Here is a 16,549-nt window from a genome sequence, read left to right on the forward strand (position 1 = left end):
TGCTTTAATTATCACAAAATCTTTAGAAATAAAATGCGAAATTTTCAAAAATGATATTAAAATTTTATCACCAGTAATAATTTTATTCAATCTGAAATTTTTGCTGATTTCTTTTAAAAAACGCAATTACACCCATAATTAAGCCAGATAACAAGTTTTTTGCACTTTATCATTTTAAGCTTTGGCACATTATGCATATACAAATTTAGGCTCCTTACCTTCTAAGATGCTTTTAAGTCCTTCTACAGCCATCATGTTCATCCTATTTATGGCATCTTCTGTAGATGCACCGCAATGTGGAGAAAGTATCACATTTTCCAGTTTAATCAATTTGCTATTATATGGAGGCTCTATCTCAAATACGTCTAATGCCGCACCAGCCAATCTTTTTTGCTTTAAAGCTTCGTACAAGGCTTCCTCATTTATAAGTTCTCCACGTGAAGTGTTGATTATATATGCAGTGGTTTTAATCATTTCTAGTTCTTCTCTATCTATAAAATGATGCATGCTTTCTGTAAACGGTATGTGAAGTGTTATATAGTCTGAATTTTTTAGTAAAGTCTGCAAGTCAACATATTCCATCCCTATCTCTTTTGCAAATTCATAGTCAGGAAACATGTCATAGCCCAATATTCTCATGTCAAATCCTGTAGCCCTTTTGGCAACACTTTTGCCGATATTTCCCGTGCCGATTATACCAATGACCTTTCCATATACTTCCCTGCCAATGACTTTATCCCATCTATTATCTCTTACGATTTTATCCATCTTAAATAGTTGCCTGCTAAGTTCCAATATCATCGTAAACACTAAATCAGCAACAGATTCTTTATTAGCACCAGGCGTGTAAGTTATCTTTATGCCTAACTTTTTGGCGTATTCTATATCAATATTATCCAATCCAACACCGTACTTTGTGATAACCTTTAATTTTTTAGCATTATCTAAAATTTCTTTGGTTATTTTATCGACTCCTACAATGATGCCGTCAACGTCTCGAATAAGCTCATTTAATTCATTTTCAACAAAAGATCTTCCACTCTCATTCATTAGAACTTCGTAATCACTAAGCATTTCAATTATATCATTTTTCTTATGACACAAAGATCTTGGAGTTATCAAAATCTTTCCTTTCATTGGCTCTCCTCCAATCAATATTGTAATTTAGACGAGACAATCTTCCCCCATATATAAAGTGCAAATTTGATGCCAATGTTGCAACGCACAGCAAAATAAACCCTTAGGCTTAATATAAAAAAATGTGTGCAGTGAAACACATTGCAAGAAATTCATTTAGATGTGATTCAAATGTGTGTCAACTAAAATGATTAAGTGTGTGAAATTAAAAGGAAGGTTATAATCCCTTCCTCTTTAAAAAGACACAAATTTCGTTTTTTCTGCTCCACAGACGGGACACTTCTCAGGTATAGGTCCTACTGTTGTATAACCGCAAACACTGCATATATGTACTTCATTAAATCCTACGTCTTTCCCCATATCTACTGATAGTTTCGCTTCTTTGAAAAGATCAGCGTGGATTTTTTCCGCTTCTCTTGCCCATGTAAATGACTTTAAAGCTTCCTGTTCCTGTTGAAATTCTGCTGTAGCAATATACGTCGCATACATCTCGTTTACTTCAAAAAGCTCTCCGCTTATGGCTTTACCTAAATTGTTAGACGTATTTCCTATGCCGAATCCAGCCATTGATGGCACTAAAAAATCTCCTTCAATATCTTTATGTGCTTTAAAATGATTTCCTGCATGAACTTCCTCTGCATACGCTATGGCATTAAAAAGTTTTGATACGTTTTTAAAGCCTTCTTGCATGGCAATTTTACCCCACGATTTGTACCGTTGATATGCCATGCTTTCCCCGCCAAATGCAGAGCGCAGATTTGCTGCCGTCATATTATTTTTCATAAATACACCCTTTCTTTATGAGTTTGTCTATATTTTTTATCAAATTTGTTATTTTATACAATACATCATCATCTGTATGAACGTATATATCATTTTTTTCATAAATTGTATTGGGGGTTATATCATGGTTAATATAAAAAGTATATTAAATATGGCAAAAAAATTATTTAAAAGAAGCAGAGGATACGACAAAATAACATTAAGATTGTACGGCCTTGATGTAGAGGTAGAAAGGAAGACAAACATAGATGTGCCACATGAAGTCACAGTAGTTGTACCAAGAGTGGAGTTTAGAAAAAAAATAAAAGACGGTGAAGAAGATGTAGAAATAATCATGAACAGCATCACTGTGGTTCATTCACCACGCCACAAAGAGCTTGGTACATCTTCTCAACCGCCAAACATCCCTAAAAGGATCAACCGTGAATAAGAGCCGGAAGACATCTTACGCAGACTTGCTTTACCTCTCCTTTGTATTTATACGTCAAAATTGGCGCATCATCATCGCTGTTGCCACAATATGAACATCTATCTTTGTCAATGGTAGCCTTGTGCTTCAATGCAGCTTCTTCGTTAAAAGGCATTGCTTCCCTTTCTTCAATAGACAAAGCGCCTGTTGGACACACATTCAAGCATACACCTGCGCCATCGCAAAGCTCCTCGCTTATGACTTTGGCTTTCCCATTCACTAAAACTATTGCGCTTTCAACACATGGTGAAATGCAAAGTCCACATCCATTGCACTTCTCTTCATCGATCTTTACTATCTTTCTTTTGACCATTTGATAACCTCCATTCATTTTTGTCCAATATATACTATACAACAAAAACAGCGCAAAGTTTGTGACAAATATCACAGATTTTGAAATTAATCTTTTATAGAATCTAATACAGAATCTAAAAAATGTGAATTTATTTTGCCGTTAACTATCTTATAAGATTTATAGCTATTTATGTTATTGTACCAGTTAAAAAAGAATAAATGGTAAGTTTTAGCGGCATTTACGGCAACATCAATATATTTATCATTTGTCACACTTATTCCGACTCTTTCATCTTTTTTATTGGCATAAAAGACAATATCGTAAGAATAATTGTTTGTACTACTATATTTGCCATTATATTGCACAAGTTTAAATTGCTTTAAATACGATATCAAGTCATTTATTGTCTTTGTATCATTGGTGCTTTTTATGATGCTGTTTTTATCATTGTCATTATTTTTGACCAACATAACCGAAACAATTTTTGAATTGTCGAAGTTATTTAAAACCAGCGAATTAAACGACCCTATTCTAAAGTAGTCTAAGTAAAGATGAACTGCAAGAAGTATACAAAGAAAAAAAGCTACAGCATACCTAATCTTTGGTCTTTTAGATTCTGGATATTTTGAAGAAATAATCAAATATATTACCACTATTGCAAAAATCAATATAATGAGCAAATAAATTGACCCCCTTTAGATTATTTGTAACTAATTGGTTTGTTTATTTCTATCACTCATTAACTACCTTAGTGCATCCTGCCACTCCTTTGGCAAAGGATAGCTTTTAGTAAAAGCTTGACCATGATATACAGGAATTACATCAGCTTCAACAGCAGGCTTTAAAGGCACATGCTGTGCAATTATTACAGAACCTGGCGGTATATCCCCAAACATCGGTACAGGGCACCAATACCTTCCGTCAGGAGGTAAATATAGAAAGACAACGCCTTGCAATGTTATATACAAAAATTTATCGTTGGCTCCATTGCTTATGGATACAGGATCGGTTTTGTCGCTTTCAGAATAAATATATTTTTGCCATGCTTTAGGCACTTTCCAAGAAGTAAATGAATTTGATTTTGTACCTAAATCCTGCCAAACATGCCCATAGATATCTGAGCCTACAACTGGTATTTGTGACACATCAAAAGTTGGGTTTGTTTTCAATTGTTTTAAAATTTCTTTTTGTGATATTGGATTTTCCATATCGACACTTTGAACATTTTCAGATATCCCACTGCTATTGCTGTCATAAATGCTTGTATGTCTTGTTAACATTTGAGATAGCAGTATACCAACTATTATTCCTATTGCAAATATCATTACATTTTTTACCTTCATACAAGGACCCCTCTTTATCTTATTTTTAAACCTGATTAATATGTGAAATTAAATACTTTGTTTTTATCCAGTGAAATAACACTGATTGTGTTTTTTCCCCATTGTATCAGTGAATTTTGCATCGTCATATCTTTCTCTGAGATTTCGCCTACCGTATTTATCTTATGAGTTTTCATTTCATAAAGTTTTAAAAAATGACTTCCGTTCGGACCATTTACTTCTGCTGACGGCAAAAAAGCAAACTCATCTTCATTATTAGGGTTAAATGAAATTCTCATCATGCTTTCTTTTTTTGATTCATCATACCATAATATACTGCTTTTATTTGTGTCAGTATCGACAATGACACTAATTGGAACGTCTTGAGAAAACTCTAAAATGATGTATTTCCCTGACGGAGAAGCAGTCATATAATCAATGCCATTAAACAAATCGTACTTCAACGCGTATTGGGTTAAATCTATAGTCTTTACGACATTATCCTTTGCATAGCTAAGCTTTATATAACTTTTATCACCATCGTGACTTTCTTTTAAATCACCATTTTCAACAAATAAGAATTGATTCACCCAAGCTGATACGTGATTACCATTGTATGTAATAAGCTGTGGAATATGTTGGTTAATCTGTGTAGCAACTATACTATCGCTATTATTTTTTACAGTATTTGAAATTTGAGCCTTTTGCAATTTACTACGGTCACCTTCACTCATTTTGTTTCCGCATCCATTTAAAAATAGAGTTAAAATCAACAAGCTTACAAAAATCTTTTTCACATATAACCCCTCCTCACAACTTTTGACAATATTATACAATAAATTGAATATTTCTTTAAAATAAACTATTAAACATTTTGATCACTGGGCTTGTGTCAATAGAATAAATATAAGTCCAATCTAATTAATTTGATTTAACCAAAGCACACTCATTTTTATTTACAAATGTATTTGTAGTAAATTCTTATGGATGTTAATTATATTTTACGTTTTATCGCTGTCATTTGTGATAAACAATACATTGTTTATTAAAACATTCGATCTTGTAATTTATTCCAATTGATAAATAATATTATTTTTGATTATTCCTTTTTTTATGGTAACCAATATGACATAAATGGTATTTTCATCTATACCTGAAGTCTGTTTTACCACACCGGTTGTATCAGTGTAAATATATAAATATTTATTATTAACTTCAATATTTTTAATATAAAATTGTGGAACATATGTGGGTTTCGGTGGATATATTACAACACAAATAAGATTTTTGTCTGTAGTATCGAGAGAAATATTCGGAAATTGATTATTACTCAAAAATGCAACATCCTCAAAATGCTCTTTTTTAAATTTATCCCATTCTTTATCATTTTTAAACACATATATTCCTTCTTTTGGAAATTCAGACATATCTGTATAAGTTAGAAAATTGCTATATATAGTATAATATTCTATAGGTTTTAAATCTTTATAATTTGAACTCATATTATTACTTTTAATAGTATCACTTCCACATCCAGTTAAAAATAAAGCTAAAATTAAAAGGTAAGCTAAAAATCTTTTCATATTCACATCCCCCTGATACTTTTAACATTATTATACATCTAATTGAACTGTAAAATATTACATAAACATTAAAAATAATTAAGAAAAAATTAAATTTAAAAATACCTTTAAAAAAGGTTGTATTTTAAAAATAAAACACTCTTTTATAATATAGAAGGGTAAATCGGCCGATAAAATCCTTCTTAAAAAACTAACGAAAGTGAGGTAAAAAAATGGGTAATGGAATTCATACAGCAACAAATGTGTCTAACGCTTTAACATGTTTAAAAAATCAGGGTAAAACCTTTATAGGACGATACTTTGCTGTTACAAATACGTGGAAAGCTTTAACAGCAACTGAAGTACAAAAAATCTCTTCGGCAGGGTTATATATCGTATCTATATGGGAAGATGGTCCTGCCAATAGTCCTAGTTATTTTACGTACAATCAGGGAAAATTAGATGGAGATAATGCATTCAATTATGCCGCTGATTTAGAGCAAAGCGCTGATACTCCTATATACTTTGCAGTTGATTTTGATGCTACTACGACCCAAAAGCAAAGTATTTTGGATTATTTTAAAGGAATTAATGATGGATACCTTCAGTATATTTACGAACGCCAAAAGGCTGGCGAACAAGTTGTACATTATAAAATTGGTGTTTATGGAAGTTATGATGTACTAACATGGTGCAAAGATCAAGGAATTGCAACTTACTTTTTCCAAGCATATGCGCCAGGTTGGAGTGGTGGCAGAAATACAAATCCATGGTCCGGATATCATTTAAGGCAGACAGCTTCAAATCAAACACTTTGTTCAATAAATGTAGATCTAGACATATCAAATGATGCAGCTGGAGGATGGAAATTATAATAGAATATAACGAAAAAGAGAAGGCTTTATAATAAATTTATCGCCTTCTCTTCTTCTTTTAAAAAAGATTTTCCCATGAAAGTCCACCATTATTACTGTATTGTAGGTTTGTACCCAATTGTGATTTAACTAAAGCCCACCCATTTTTAGAATCTATAAATTGTATTTGTACTGTATTCTTAGGGATATTAACTTTATTCCACGTTTTACCGTTGTCATTTGTGATAAACAATACATTGTTTATTAAAACATTCCAATTATTTTTATCTACTAAATTTATCTCAATCGGTTTTTCTTTTATTGAAAATGACGATACTTCTTTCCATGTTGAACCATCATCACTACTGTCCATAAAAATTATTCGGTAATCGTTATGCTTAATATCGTAAATACAAACTGGTAAAATTACAATAGTTTTTTTCTCATAATCAAAAAATTTAGGAGAATAAAATAAAATGCTATCATCTTTGAATTTTGAAAGTAATGGTATATCTTTTTTATTCCATGTATAACCACTATTACTGCTTAAGTACAATCCATGTTTTCCCGGTATACGATATTCTGCTGTGATAATACCAGTCTTAGCATCAGGCAAAAAAATGAAAGATGTCTTTTCTCCTTCAAATGAAATTGAATTATCATCTATTAATGAATTGTTTGGCATTTTCCCTTTGCTAATAAGTGTCCATTTGCTACCTATTAATTTATACACATCAACAGGACTATCTCCAGATGCCGGTCCATATTCTTTTAACATCCAACCACTCAATTCTTCCTTCGTTTGAAGAAAAAATAATTTACCCATTGTAAAAGGAACTTTCGAACCAACCCAACTTTTACCTTTATTTCTAGTCTCATATAAAGTTCCATCTGAATATAGCACCCAAGAATAATTTTCGTTTAAAAAGTACCATGAAAAAATGTTATTTTTATTGGCAGGTGATACATTAATCCATGTCTTACCTTTATCGCTAGTAATATAAATTTTATTTCCCCCTAAAGCCCAACCGTTGTGTTGTGTCGTCATTTTAATATACTGAAAATTATATGTTTGCTTAGCATTATTATTCTTTATAACATTACTTGTTTTACTTCCACACCCACTTAAGAATATTGTTAAAACCAACAAAGCGATAAAAAATCTTTTCATGTAATCTTCCTCCAACTTAAAACTTTTAATAATATTATACAACTAATCGTTTCATTATTTATTACGCAAATATTACAAATTATTAAAAATTATTAAAATAAATTACATTAATTTAAAATTATGCTATAATATGCACAAAATAATAGATTTCGATGGGGAACAGGGCAAATAAATTGTTATGCCCTGTTTTTACTTTCTTATTTATATAATTGTTTTTCTTAAAAACTACAATTAATGGGTTGTATTTTTTATAAATAGGTACTCTTTAATAGATAAAAGGAAAATAGATAATTTTAAAACTTTTCCTTTTATGGAGGTGTTGAAGTTGCAAGAGTTTTTCAATTATACATCTCTTAGCACGTTGGCAGGTAATGTTGCAGCAACAATCCTCATAGCCCAACTCATAAAAAAGTTAAAATTAATAAAGAAAATTCCAACACAGCTGCTTGTCCTTATTATCTCATTCTCCATCATTACATTTACATCGGCTGTAACTGGTAAATTTTCTTTTAAGGATATTCCCCTGTATTTTTAAATTCTATATTGGCTGCATCATCGGCCATAGGTACTTATCATACTATTAATAGTGAAAATGAGAAGAAGTCTAAAAGAGTTGATTAACGATATAAATACAGGGGATAAAGATGCACTGTGGGAGCTAATTCAGAGATTTAAGCCATTGATAAATAAATATAAAAGAAAATTGGGCTATGACGGTGCAGAAGAAGACATAATTTTATGGCTTGTAAAAACTGTTAAAAAGTATAAAAAAGGTGAGAAGAATGATAAATTTTGATGATAATAAAATTATAGCTTATATAGCTGAAGGCATGAAAAATGAATATATAAGACTCTCAAAAAAGAATGTAAAAATAAAAGAAAATGAATTTCTTATTCTTGATGATAAAGAAATTATAGTTGATAATTTTGAATATGAAAATGTAGAGAACAAAATCTTTGTACAAGAGGTTTTGAATAAGCTTACACCACTACAAAAAATGATAATACTGGAGACAATCATATATGAAAAAAAAGAAATAGATATAGCAGCCAAATTAAATATATCACAACAAGCGGTAAGCAAGACAAAAAAGAAAGCTTTAGAGAAAATGAGAAAGTTTTTAGAAAAAAATCATTGAGAATTGGTTGTTAAATTCAATATAAAGCACTCTTTCATAATATAGAAGGGTAAATCGGCCGATAAAATCCTTCTTAAAAAACTAACGAAAGTGAGGTGAAAATGATGAGTGTAGAAGGTGTAGATTATATGTATGCAGTTCCAGCTAACACTGTTAGTTGCTTTGCACAAAATGGAATAAAATTTATATGCAGATATTATGCTACTAGCAATAATACAAAAAATTTGACACAAAGTGAAGCAAAAACAATATCTAGTAACGGGATTGATATAGTAACTGTTTATGAAACGAATCCGACATATGCAAGCTATTTTACTTATAACCAAGGCTATAATGATTGCCTTGATGCAGTTTCCAGAGCAGGAGAAGTAGGGCAGCCATACAATAGTGCTATATATTTTGCTGTTGATTACGATGCAAGCAATGATTTACCCAACATAAATAATTATTTCCATGGTGTAGGTGATGCGATGCAACAATATGCAAAAATGAATGGCGGAAGCAAATGGTATATTGGTGTGTATGGAGGTTATGCAGTTGTTAACTATATAAAAGGTAAGTGGGGAGTTTCTTATGTTTGGCAAACATCTTCATGGAGCAATGGAAATATTTATCCAGGATATAATATTTATCAATACGAAATCAGTACGAAGTCAAATCCTGTTAAATTATGTAATGTAGAAGTAGATAAAGACCGTTCACCTGGCAATTACGGCGGATTTAGGATCTAATTAAAAAAATATTCAATAGATCTGAAAAATAAGTAAGATCTATTGAATATTTTCATTAAAATAAACTATTAAACATTTTGATCACGTCCATATTACTGGCATGTGGATATAACCAATAATTGTAACCTATTTTTGATGTCCATTTTATGTATTGGAAAGAGTTATTTTCAATAAAAATTTCTCCTTCTTTTATATCACTTTTAAATAATCGAAAATATGACAAATAACTTTTAACTTCTTTTATCATATCATTATTATCATAACCCCGTATATAAATATCCCAATTATTATATTTTGTATATGCTAACTGTCCAGGAAAATTTTCGCCTGTTAAAAATTCTACACCGTCAATTACTACCTTTTTAAATGATTTATTAGGTTTAATTATTGGATATTTAATCTCATCTTTAAATTTGTTTTCACCAGCCGAAAGCAAAAAAAATGTGAGAGGGTCTAAACCGACCGGAACATAAGTTAAACGTTCATCGTTAATAGGAATAATCGCATTTATAGTATCTATAGCGATAAAATAATAATCTTTATTAGCTTCATATTTAATGGCATAGTATTTATTATTTCTAACAGAAGAGCCAAGAAAATTAAGTGTTTCAATTGTTGGCACATAGGTTGGCAATATAACTGGCACATTCGTAACTTTCTGTATTTGAGGTTTAATTGTTTTTAAAACATCATAAATATTACTATTATCTATTTTAGACTTTTGCAAATCTGCTTCTTTCGAATTAATTTTTGAAGTTGAGTTAATTTCTGCTTTTGCTTTATTGTTTAAAGAGTTATCTTTTGAGTGAATATTTGTATTATTAATACTTCCACACCCACTTAAGAATATTGTTAAAACCAGCAAAGCGATAAAAAATCTTTTCATGTGCACACCTCCCCAAAATCTTTAACAATATTATGTGGCAACCTGTCTTTACTTCCATATAACAGATTTCTCGCTAAATGATTTTATATCTTCGGAATTTAATTTATTGACAACTGAATATTTGCCATCTTTTAAATCAATAGTGCACAGTTCAAAATCACTATTCTTTTCGCCTATAAAAGCAATGCAATCACCATCGTTATTCCAAAAAATTTTCGCAACATTAATATAAGGAACATGAAAATTTTTATAAACATTATTTTCAGCATCGTACAAATATACTCCACCTTTACCTATTGTGCCGGATGTAAAAGCTAATTCATCATGGTTAGGAGACCAAACCCCATTAGTCGCGCCTCCATATCTATCACCAAATTTTATAAACTTTCCATCATTAGCATTAATTATTATACTGTCAGTATCTTCAGGCAAATTGAAATTAACATATATGAATTTGTTGCCATAAGACAGAGATACAGATTTTACATCAGCAACACTTGTAATTTTGTAATCTTTCATTATTACATAATTTGTTAAATCAAATTTTTTAATCTCACTTTTTGTGTTTAATTTTACAAATATATGTTTATTTTCATCATACGCGTATACATTTGCTGACCAAGTGTTCCCACCGTCATTTGTCACATAAGTCACAGTGTGATTTTCAGATTTACCATTGTCTGTTCTATAAAAATCGACATCTAATGTCCCATTTTTATCGTCTTTAAATACAGGTACTGTAGCCGACAAGATACAATACTTTTCATAGCCTTGTGGTGTAGGAACTGAAACTTTACTCCACGTATTGCCACCATCAACTGTTCTATACAGGATCACATCCGCTGATACCGGATTTGATACACCTATCCATCCATTATCTGTACCATAAAATTTCATATCAATTGATGTTCCTACAATTGGTAAACCTGAATAAGAATCTGATGAAGTAACATTTACTTTTTGCCATGTCTTACCTCCATCATTTGTTTTGAGTAAATATTTAATTTGCTGTTCCGCTGCCGCATCAGATACAGCCAGAAGCCATCCTGTACTTTGCGTTACAAATTGGATTTTCGAGATGCTTTGTGACAATTGCTGTGGCAGTTTATAACTTAGTTTGTTCCACGTTTTGCCTCCGTCTGTTGTCTTAATCACATACAATGTAGTATCGCTATTATTTATCCATGAAATCCAACCATCATTAGAGTCTAAAAAATATGGGACAACATTTTCTACATAGACGTCATTATATGCATCTTTTGGAAAAACGTTTATAGGTAAATTTATTTCAGTCCATGAATTACCTCTATCTGTTGACTTGAAAATCTGTAGATTCTCTAATGTTTTATGATTGTCTTTAAAAGACCATTTCCACATAATATCAGATTCATTTGATTTTGAAAAGCTCTTAGACATTGTATTTTGGCTAATTGTAGTATTCTGTTTTCCACCAATTCCACATCCAGTTAAAAATAAAGCTAAAATTAAAAGGTAAGCTAAAAATCTTTTCATATTCACATCCCCCTGATACTTTTAACATTATTATACATCTAATTGAACTGTAAAATATTACATAAACATTAAAAATGATTAAGAAAAAATTAAATTTAAAAATACCTTTAAAAAAGGTTGTATTTTAAAAATAAAATACTCTTTTCTATATAGAAGGGTAAATCGGCCGATGAATTCCTTTCAAAAAATAATAAAAGCGAGGTGAAAATAATGACATATCCCTTTACGCGTACATTAACTGGGGGCAATACGGGACAAGATGTGTACAGATTACAATATGCATTAAATGCCGTCGGCAGATACTATTTAATTTCAAGCTGTCACTGCAAAGCAGATGGCATATTTGGACCAGAAACTAAAAATGCTTTAATGTCTTTTCAAGCTTGGGACAATATAACTGTAGACGGAATTTTCGGAAATATAAGTTCAGATCACCTTGTAAAAAGATACAATGCTGGTCCAGTTGCAGTATGGGGTGAAAAACCGTTAGATCAGGTTTTTCAATCTTAAATATGAGTGTCATAAAAATAAGCGTATGAGTGAGAATATATTTTCTCTCACTCATATGCTTATTTTAAATATCATTTATTATCTAATTTATGTCAATAAAATATATTTGCCTATTTATTCAAATCATCCTTCAATTGTTTTAATACGTCGTCATTTAAATTTGACACAATATTTACAGTTGTCTTATCTTTATGATATTCTTGTATAAATATAAATTTTGTAAAATCCTCGTTGTAGTAGTCAAGCTCAATAGCATTTTCATTTTTATATTTCCGTACCTCAAATAGCTTAAAACCTTTAGGAATCTTATCTGGTACAATTATATCAAAATTTACAGCTTTCTGGACATCACTAATTGAACGAAAAATATCAAAATCACTTAGTCTATCAATTACAGGAACGTTTGAAGGAAAATTAGGTTTTAAACTTTCCTTGTCAACGCCAGAAGTAAAGTCTGTCTTATACATTATTACAGTTTTAATGTTGTTATGGACAGTTTCTTGTTTTAAAATGAAATTTGTCTCTTTATCTATCCAATAAGTGTCTATCCAGCTATCATCCTTAGAATTACCTGATGTTACTTCAATTACATTGGTATCAATTCCACCTATTTTTTCGCTGCCTACCAGTTTATAACTATCATTTTTTGCTATATCATCTATTTTTGATTTAAGGGCTAAGAAAGGTGAGCCAGTTGGATCTGAAGGAATTATTTCAATGCGATTTAAGTCTTTGTAATAATTCCATGACTTGTCACCATTTACAATTCTTATAAAATCATGTGTTTCATATCTATAGTTTAATGGACCAGCATATATTTCTTTCCAGGAATTATTAGATAAAACCACATTTGTCTTCATGTTTGTTGATATTTCTTTGCCCTCAATTACAATAGTTTTGACATTGTCATAAGCTTTTTGCATTGCATAAACAATATTATATGATGGACTTAAAGTAACCTTAGGAGCAATCCCATTTTCCTTATTCAATCCCCAAAAATGTATATTAATAAATATTATTGACAAAGACATTAAAATAGCTGCTGCTATGAATGATGTCAATAAATAATTCCATACTGACCTTTTTTGATGCTCTACGCTTGTATTTTCTGTATTTTCGTTTAAAGGTGCCTTCAATACCTTTTCTAATACATCTGGCGTATGCTCATTAGCATACTTGCGACACTCCTTATAAAAGTAATGCAACTTCATAATATCATCTCCTAATATTTTTTAATAATTTACGAAGTTTTTTCTTGATTATGGAATATTTCCACCGTACAGTACCTTGTGGAATATTCAAAATCTCACTGATTTCTTTATGCGTATAACATCCAAAAACATGTAGCGAAAATATTTCTCTCTCATCATTACTGAGATAATTCAGCACATCATTTATCATTATAGAATCCGTCACAAACTCATCAACATTTACAGCTTCTTCAACATTAGCATTTATTTCTTCATAATTTAATAATTCAAACTTTCTATCCCGCAAACAATTTAAAGCAAGATTCCGAGCAATTTTCATTATCCATGTTCGTAAATTATTAATAGAGCCATATTTATAGATGTTTGTTCTCACTCTTATGAATGTTTCTTGCATGATGTCTTCTGAAAGTCCAGCATCTTTCAGGATAGATAAAAGATAAAAATACACAGGTGTTTTGTACTTCATATATATTTTTATAAATTCATCGTCATTTTTTTGTTTTTCGTCATGCAATTTTTTCCCTCCTCAATCTAAACTAACACACTCTATAGACACTTCGTCAATTCATTTTGTTGGCAAAAAGTTATATTTTAATTATAAATTCTAGAGGAATTTTTCATACTTTGTTTATACACTAAATATGTTAAAATACTTATGAGGTGTTTTAAATGATATCAGAAGTATGCAATATATGTCCGAGAAATTGTAATGTTGATCGCAGTACAAAAGTAGGCTTTTGCGGCATGTCAAGTGAAATACATGTGGCAAAAGCATATCTTCATGAATGGGAAGAGCCTTGCATAAGCGGCAGCAGAGGGTCTGGAACAGTATTTTTCACAGGATGCAATTTAAGATGTGTATTTTGCCAAAACTACAAAATCAGCCAAGAAAATTTTGGTGTAAGTGTTTCACCAGAAAAGCTTGCAGATATTTTTATGAATTTAGAAAAAGCAGGTGCTCACAATATCAATCTCGTGACACCTACAATATTTGTACCAAAAATAAAAGAAGCTATAATCATAGCGAGAAATAATGGGCTTAGCATACCTATCGTTTACAACTCAAATGCTTACGAGAGTGTAGAATCTCTAAAATCTTTAGAAGGGCTCATAGATATATACTTGCCTGACCTAAAATATTACAGCGATGAAGTTGCTGTAAAATACTCTAATGCACCACATTATTTTGAGTACGCCACAAAGGCGATTTTAGAAATGTATCGTCAAGTAGGTGACCCTGTCTTTGACAGTGACGGCATAATGAAAAGGGGAATAATTATACGCCATTTGATATTGCCAGGGAAATTAGATGAGACAAAAATGATACTGAAGTGGATAAAGGATAATCTGTCTAACGAAGCGTATGTAAGCCTTATGGGACAATATACACCATTTTACAACGCCAATAAATACAAAGAGCTAAATAGAAGGATAAGCAAAAAAGAATATGAAGAAGCGATAGAATACTTCTTCGAAATAGGTTTGGAAAACGGATTTGTACAGGATGATGAAAGTGCATCAGAAAACTTCATTCCTGATTTTGACTTAGAAGGCATTCTTTAAAACAGCCTTCATGTCATCTGGAATTGGCGAATAGAGAGAGATGCACTTTCCAATAAAAGGCTGCTTAAATGTGAGTCTATAAGCGTGGAGTGCCTGTCTTTTTATATAAGATGTATCCGAACCATATAGCGTATCACCAATTATGGGATGCCCTATATGGCTTAAGTGAACTCTTATCTGATGCGTCCTGCCTGTCTTTAATTCTAACTTTACAAGGCTTAACCTTTCTCCTCTCTTTAGTAAACGAAAATGTGTCACTGCCGTATCTCCTTCATCGTCTACCATTCGCTCAATTGTGCTGCCTGGTTTTCTTTTTATAGGCAAATCTATCGTTCCTCTGCCATCCATATCTCCTTCGACTATTGCAATGTACAATTTTTTCATAGGAGATACTATTTGCAGATAATTTTGCATAAAAGGATTTTTGGCAAAAATGATTAAGCCGGATGTATCTCTGTCAAGCCTATTGACAGGCCTTATTGGCGCCTTAATGTTATTTTTTTCATAATACCAGGCAACACCATTTGCCAGTGTGCCATCAGGATGCCCGGCTGTAGGGTGGACAACAATGCCAGCATCTTTATTAACAACTAAAATGTCTTCATCCTCATAGCATATATGTAAATCCATTTTTTCAGGCCTTACTGATGTGTTTTCGTCATCCAACAAAAGCTCCACAACGTCCCCTTCAAAGACAAGCCTATTAACTATCGAAATTTCTCCATTTACAAGCATCTTGCCGCGATTTTTGTACTTTCTTATTAGAGTCGGAGAAAAGCCTTTATTTAGCAAAAACTCCTTCAACGTCAAATAAGCATCTTCTTTATTAACGACTACTTTCATTCCCTTACACCTTAAAAATCACGCTTTAATCAACCCAAAAAGAGACTTTCTCTCTTCTTTTTTCAGTAATTTATCCAATACTTCTGTGTCGTAATATTTAGCACCGCATTTTTGACAAACGTAAGTTGGAACATTTTTATAAACTACCATCTTTTTCCCCTTAATCAACTCATATTCTGCCATCTCTATCTTTACATCTCCCCCACAGAAGCATCGATTTAGCATTATTGACCTCCTTACATATCTAAGTTCCATACATTATATCGAAAAAACGACAAAAAATTTTAACATTTGACATAATCATTATATCATTATTTGTAGAAACAATGAATATTTTATACCGTAACAAAAATATTTTTTTATCATAATATGTTATTGTATCTATTCCCATCTATATAAAAAGGGGGTATTGTAATGTCTGGAACTGACTGCAAGAAGAAGCCAAAAGACGATTATTACTGGGTATGGATAGTTTTGATAATTGTCATAATACTGCTTTTAGTACCAGGTGTATTTGTACTCGATAAGCAAGAACCTACAGTATAATATTAAAAAGGCGTG

General features: G+C 31.3%; 23 protein-coding genes. 9 read left to right on the plus strand and 14 right to left on the minus strand.

Annotated features, from left to right (window positions below):
* Positions 1–189: 189 nt before the first annotated feature.
* Both ACZ42G_RS10485 and ACZ42G_RS10490 read right to left on the minus strand, forming a co-directional pair.
* A complete protein-coding gene (locus tag ACZ42G_RS10485; RefSeq protein WP_274893175.1) occupies positions 190–1,137 on the minus strand; it encodes a phosphoglycerate dehydrogenase in 948 nt (315 codons plus the stop codon).
* A 234-nt stretch (positions 1,138–1,371) separates the two neighbouring features.
* Complete coding sequence (locus ACZ42G_RS10490; protein ID WP_274893176.1) at positions 1,372–1,920, minus strand: rubrerythrin family protein; 549 nt, start codon at positions 1,918–1,920, stop codon at positions 1,372–1,374.
* A gap of 124 nt (positions 1,921–2,044) precedes the next feature.
* Between ACZ42G_RS10490 and ACZ42G_RS10495 the strand changes: the two genes are divergently transcribed.
* Positions 2,045–2,350, plus strand: coding sequence for a hypothetical protein (locus tag ACZ42G_RS10495; RefSeq protein ID WP_464850378.1), 306 nt, complete (start codon positions 2,045–2,047; stop codon positions 2,348–2,350).
* On the opposite strand, the gene ACZ42G_RS10500 is transcribed toward ACZ42G_RS10495, so the two are convergent.
* The 5 genes from ACZ42G_RS10500 to ACZ42G_RS10520 form a co-directional block, all read right to left on the minus strand.
* Positions 2,337–2,702: an ATP-binding protein gene (locus ACZ42G_RS10500; RefSeq protein ID WP_464850380.1), complete on the minus strand. Its 366-nt coding sequence runs from the start codon at positions 2,700–2,702 to the stop codon at positions 2,337–2,339. The two genes, ACZ42G_RS10495 and ACZ42G_RS10500, sit on opposite strands and share 14 nt — an antisense overlap.
* Positions 2,703–2,788: 86 nt before the next feature.
* Positions 2,789–3,364 (minus strand): hypothetical protein, encoded by a 576-nt coding sequence (locus ACZ42G_RS10505; RefSeq protein WP_464850381.1) that lies wholly within the window; start codon positions 3,362–3,364, stop codon positions 2,789–2,791.
* 63 nt (positions 3,365–3,427) lie between these two features.
* On the minus strand, positions 3,428–4,027 hold the full coding sequence (locus ACZ42G_RS10510) for a hypothetical protein (RefSeq protein WP_464850382.1): 600 nt from the start codon (positions 4,025–4,027) through the stop codon (positions 3,428–3,430).
* Between the two features lie 35 nt (positions 4,028–4,062).
* Positions 4,063–4,803, minus strand: coding sequence for a hypothetical protein (locus ACZ42G_RS10515; RefSeq protein WP_464850383.1), 741 nt, complete (start codon positions 4,801–4,803; stop codon positions 4,063–4,065).
* 270 nt (positions 4,804–5,073) lie between these two features.
* On the minus strand, positions 5,074–5,589 hold the full coding sequence (locus ACZ42G_RS10520; RefSeq protein WP_274893179.1) for a hypothetical protein: 516 nt from the start codon (positions 5,587–5,589) through the stop codon (positions 5,074–5,076).
* Positions 5,590–5,801: 212 nt separating this feature from the next.
* Here ACZ42G_RS10520 and ACZ42G_RS10525 point away from each other — a divergent pair, with 212 nt between their 5' ends.
* On the plus strand, positions 5,802–6,443 hold the full coding sequence (locus ACZ42G_RS10525; protein ID WP_085111582.1) for a DUF1906 domain-containing protein: 642 nt from the start codon (positions 5,802–5,804) through the stop codon (positions 6,441–6,443).
* A 58-nt stretch (positions 6,444–6,501) separates the two neighbouring features.
* Here the strand turns inward: ACZ42G_RS10525 and ACZ42G_RS10530 are convergent, their stop codons facing one another.
* A complete protein-coding gene (locus ACZ42G_RS10530) occupies positions 6,502–7,593 on the minus strand; it encodes a VPS10 domain-containing protein (RefSeq protein WP_274893181.1) in 1,092 nt (363 codons plus the stop codon).
* Positions 7,594–7,903: 310 nt separating this feature from the next.
* On the opposite strand from ACZ42G_RS10530, the gene ACZ42G_RS10535 reads away from it, so the two are divergent.
* The 4 genes from ACZ42G_RS10535 (at position 7,904) to ACZ42G_RS10550 (ending at position 9,463) form a co-directional block, all read left to right on the plus strand.
* Positions 7,904–8,128: a hypothetical protein gene (locus ACZ42G_RS10535; protein ID WP_464850384.1), complete on the plus strand. Its 225-nt coding sequence runs from the start codon at positions 7,904–7,906 to the stop codon at positions 8,126–8,128.
* Between the two features lie 57 nt (positions 8,129–8,185).
* On the plus strand, positions 8,186–8,389 hold the full coding sequence (locus ACZ42G_RS10540; protein ID WP_143588951.1) for a helix-turn-helix domain-containing protein: 204 nt from the start codon (positions 8,186–8,188) through the stop codon (positions 8,387–8,389).
* Positions 8,376–8,732, plus strand: coding sequence for a sigma-70 family RNA polymerase sigma factor (locus ACZ42G_RS10545; RefSeq protein ID WP_085111586.1), 357 nt, complete (start codon positions 8,376–8,378; stop codon positions 8,730–8,732). The genes ACZ42G_RS10540 and ACZ42G_RS10545 overlap by 14 nt, the downstream gene beginning before the upstream one ends.
* A 104-nt stretch (positions 8,733–8,836) precedes the next feature.
* A complete protein-coding gene (locus ACZ42G_RS10550; RefSeq protein WP_168170168.1) occupies positions 8,837–9,463 on the plus strand; it encodes a DUF1906 domain-containing protein in 627 nt (208 codons plus the stop codon).
* Positions 9,464–9,518: 55 nt separating this feature from the next.
* On the opposite strand, the gene ACZ42G_RS10555 is transcribed toward ACZ42G_RS10550, so the two are convergent.
* Both ACZ42G_RS10555 and ACZ42G_RS10560 read right to left on the minus strand, forming a co-directional pair.
* Positions 9,519–10,349 carry a hypothetical protein gene (locus tag ACZ42G_RS10555; protein ID WP_085111588.1) on the minus strand — a complete coding sequence of 277 codons (831 nt, stop codon included), beginning with the start codon at positions 10,347–10,349 and terminating at the stop codon, positions 9,519–9,521.
* 48 nt (positions 10,350–10,397) lie between these two features.
* Positions 10,398–11,861, minus strand: a complete 1,464-nt coding sequence (locus ACZ42G_RS10560) for a YCF48-related protein (protein WP_274893185.1) — start codon at positions 11,859–11,861, stop codon at positions 10,398–10,400.
* Between the two features lie 261 nt (positions 11,862–12,122).
* Here ACZ42G_RS10560 and ACZ42G_RS10565 point away from each other — a divergent pair, with 261 nt between their 5' ends.
* A complete protein-coding gene (locus ACZ42G_RS10565; RefSeq protein WP_464850385.1) occupies positions 12,123–12,371 on the plus strand; it encodes a peptidoglycan-binding domain-containing protein in 249 nt (82 codons plus the stop codon).
* A 110-nt stretch (positions 12,372–12,481) separates the two neighbouring features.
* Here ACZ42G_RS10565 and ACZ42G_RS10570 read toward each other — a convergent pair whose 3' ends face one another.
* Together ACZ42G_RS10570 and ACZ42G_RS10575 are read right to left on the minus strand one after the other, a co-directional pair.
* Positions 12,482–13,582, minus strand: a complete 1,101-nt coding sequence (locus ACZ42G_RS10570; RefSeq protein ID WP_464850386.1) for a LolA family protein — start codon at positions 13,580–13,582, stop codon at positions 12,482–12,484.
* A 4-nt stretch (positions 13,583–13,586) separates the two neighbouring features.
* Positions 13,587–14,096 carry an RNA polymerase sigma factor gene (locus ACZ42G_RS10575; RefSeq protein WP_045410697.1) on the minus strand — a complete coding sequence of 170 codons (510 nt, stop codon included), beginning with the start codon at positions 14,094–14,096 and terminating at the stop codon, positions 13,587–13,589.
* 155 nt (positions 14,097–14,251) lie between these two features.
* Between ACZ42G_RS10575 and ACZ42G_RS10580 the strand changes: the two genes are divergently transcribed.
* Complete coding sequence (locus ACZ42G_RS10580) at positions 14,252–15,145, plus strand: radical SAM protein (protein WP_274893189.1); 894 nt, start codon at positions 14,252–14,254, stop codon at positions 15,143–15,145.
* Here ACZ42G_RS10580 and ACZ42G_RS10585 read toward each other — a convergent pair.
* Positions 15,128–15,988 (minus strand): RluA family pseudouridine synthase, encoded by an 861-nt coding sequence (locus ACZ42G_RS10585; RefSeq protein WP_085111590.1) that lies wholly within the window; start codon positions 15,986–15,988, stop codon positions 15,128–15,130. The genes ACZ42G_RS10580 and ACZ42G_RS10585 overlap by 18 nt on opposite strands.
* Positions 15,989–16,006: 18 nt before the next feature.
* Positions 16,007–16,213 (minus strand): YgiT-type zinc finger protein, encoded by a 207-nt coding sequence (locus ACZ42G_RS10590; RefSeq protein WP_274893190.1) that lies wholly within the window; start codon positions 16,211–16,213, stop codon positions 16,007–16,009.
* 189 nt (positions 16,214–16,402) lie between these two features.
* Here ACZ42G_RS10590 and ACZ42G_RS10595 point away from each other — a divergent pair, with 189 nt between their 5' ends.
* Entirely contained in the window at positions 16,403–16,534 is a 132-nt protein-coding gene (locus ACZ42G_RS10595) for a hypothetical protein (RefSeq protein WP_274893191.1), read from the plus strand.
* Positions 16,535–16,549: the final 15 nt, after the last annotated feature.

The sequence above is a fragment of the Thermoanaerobacterium calidifontis genome (assembly GCF_055381745.1).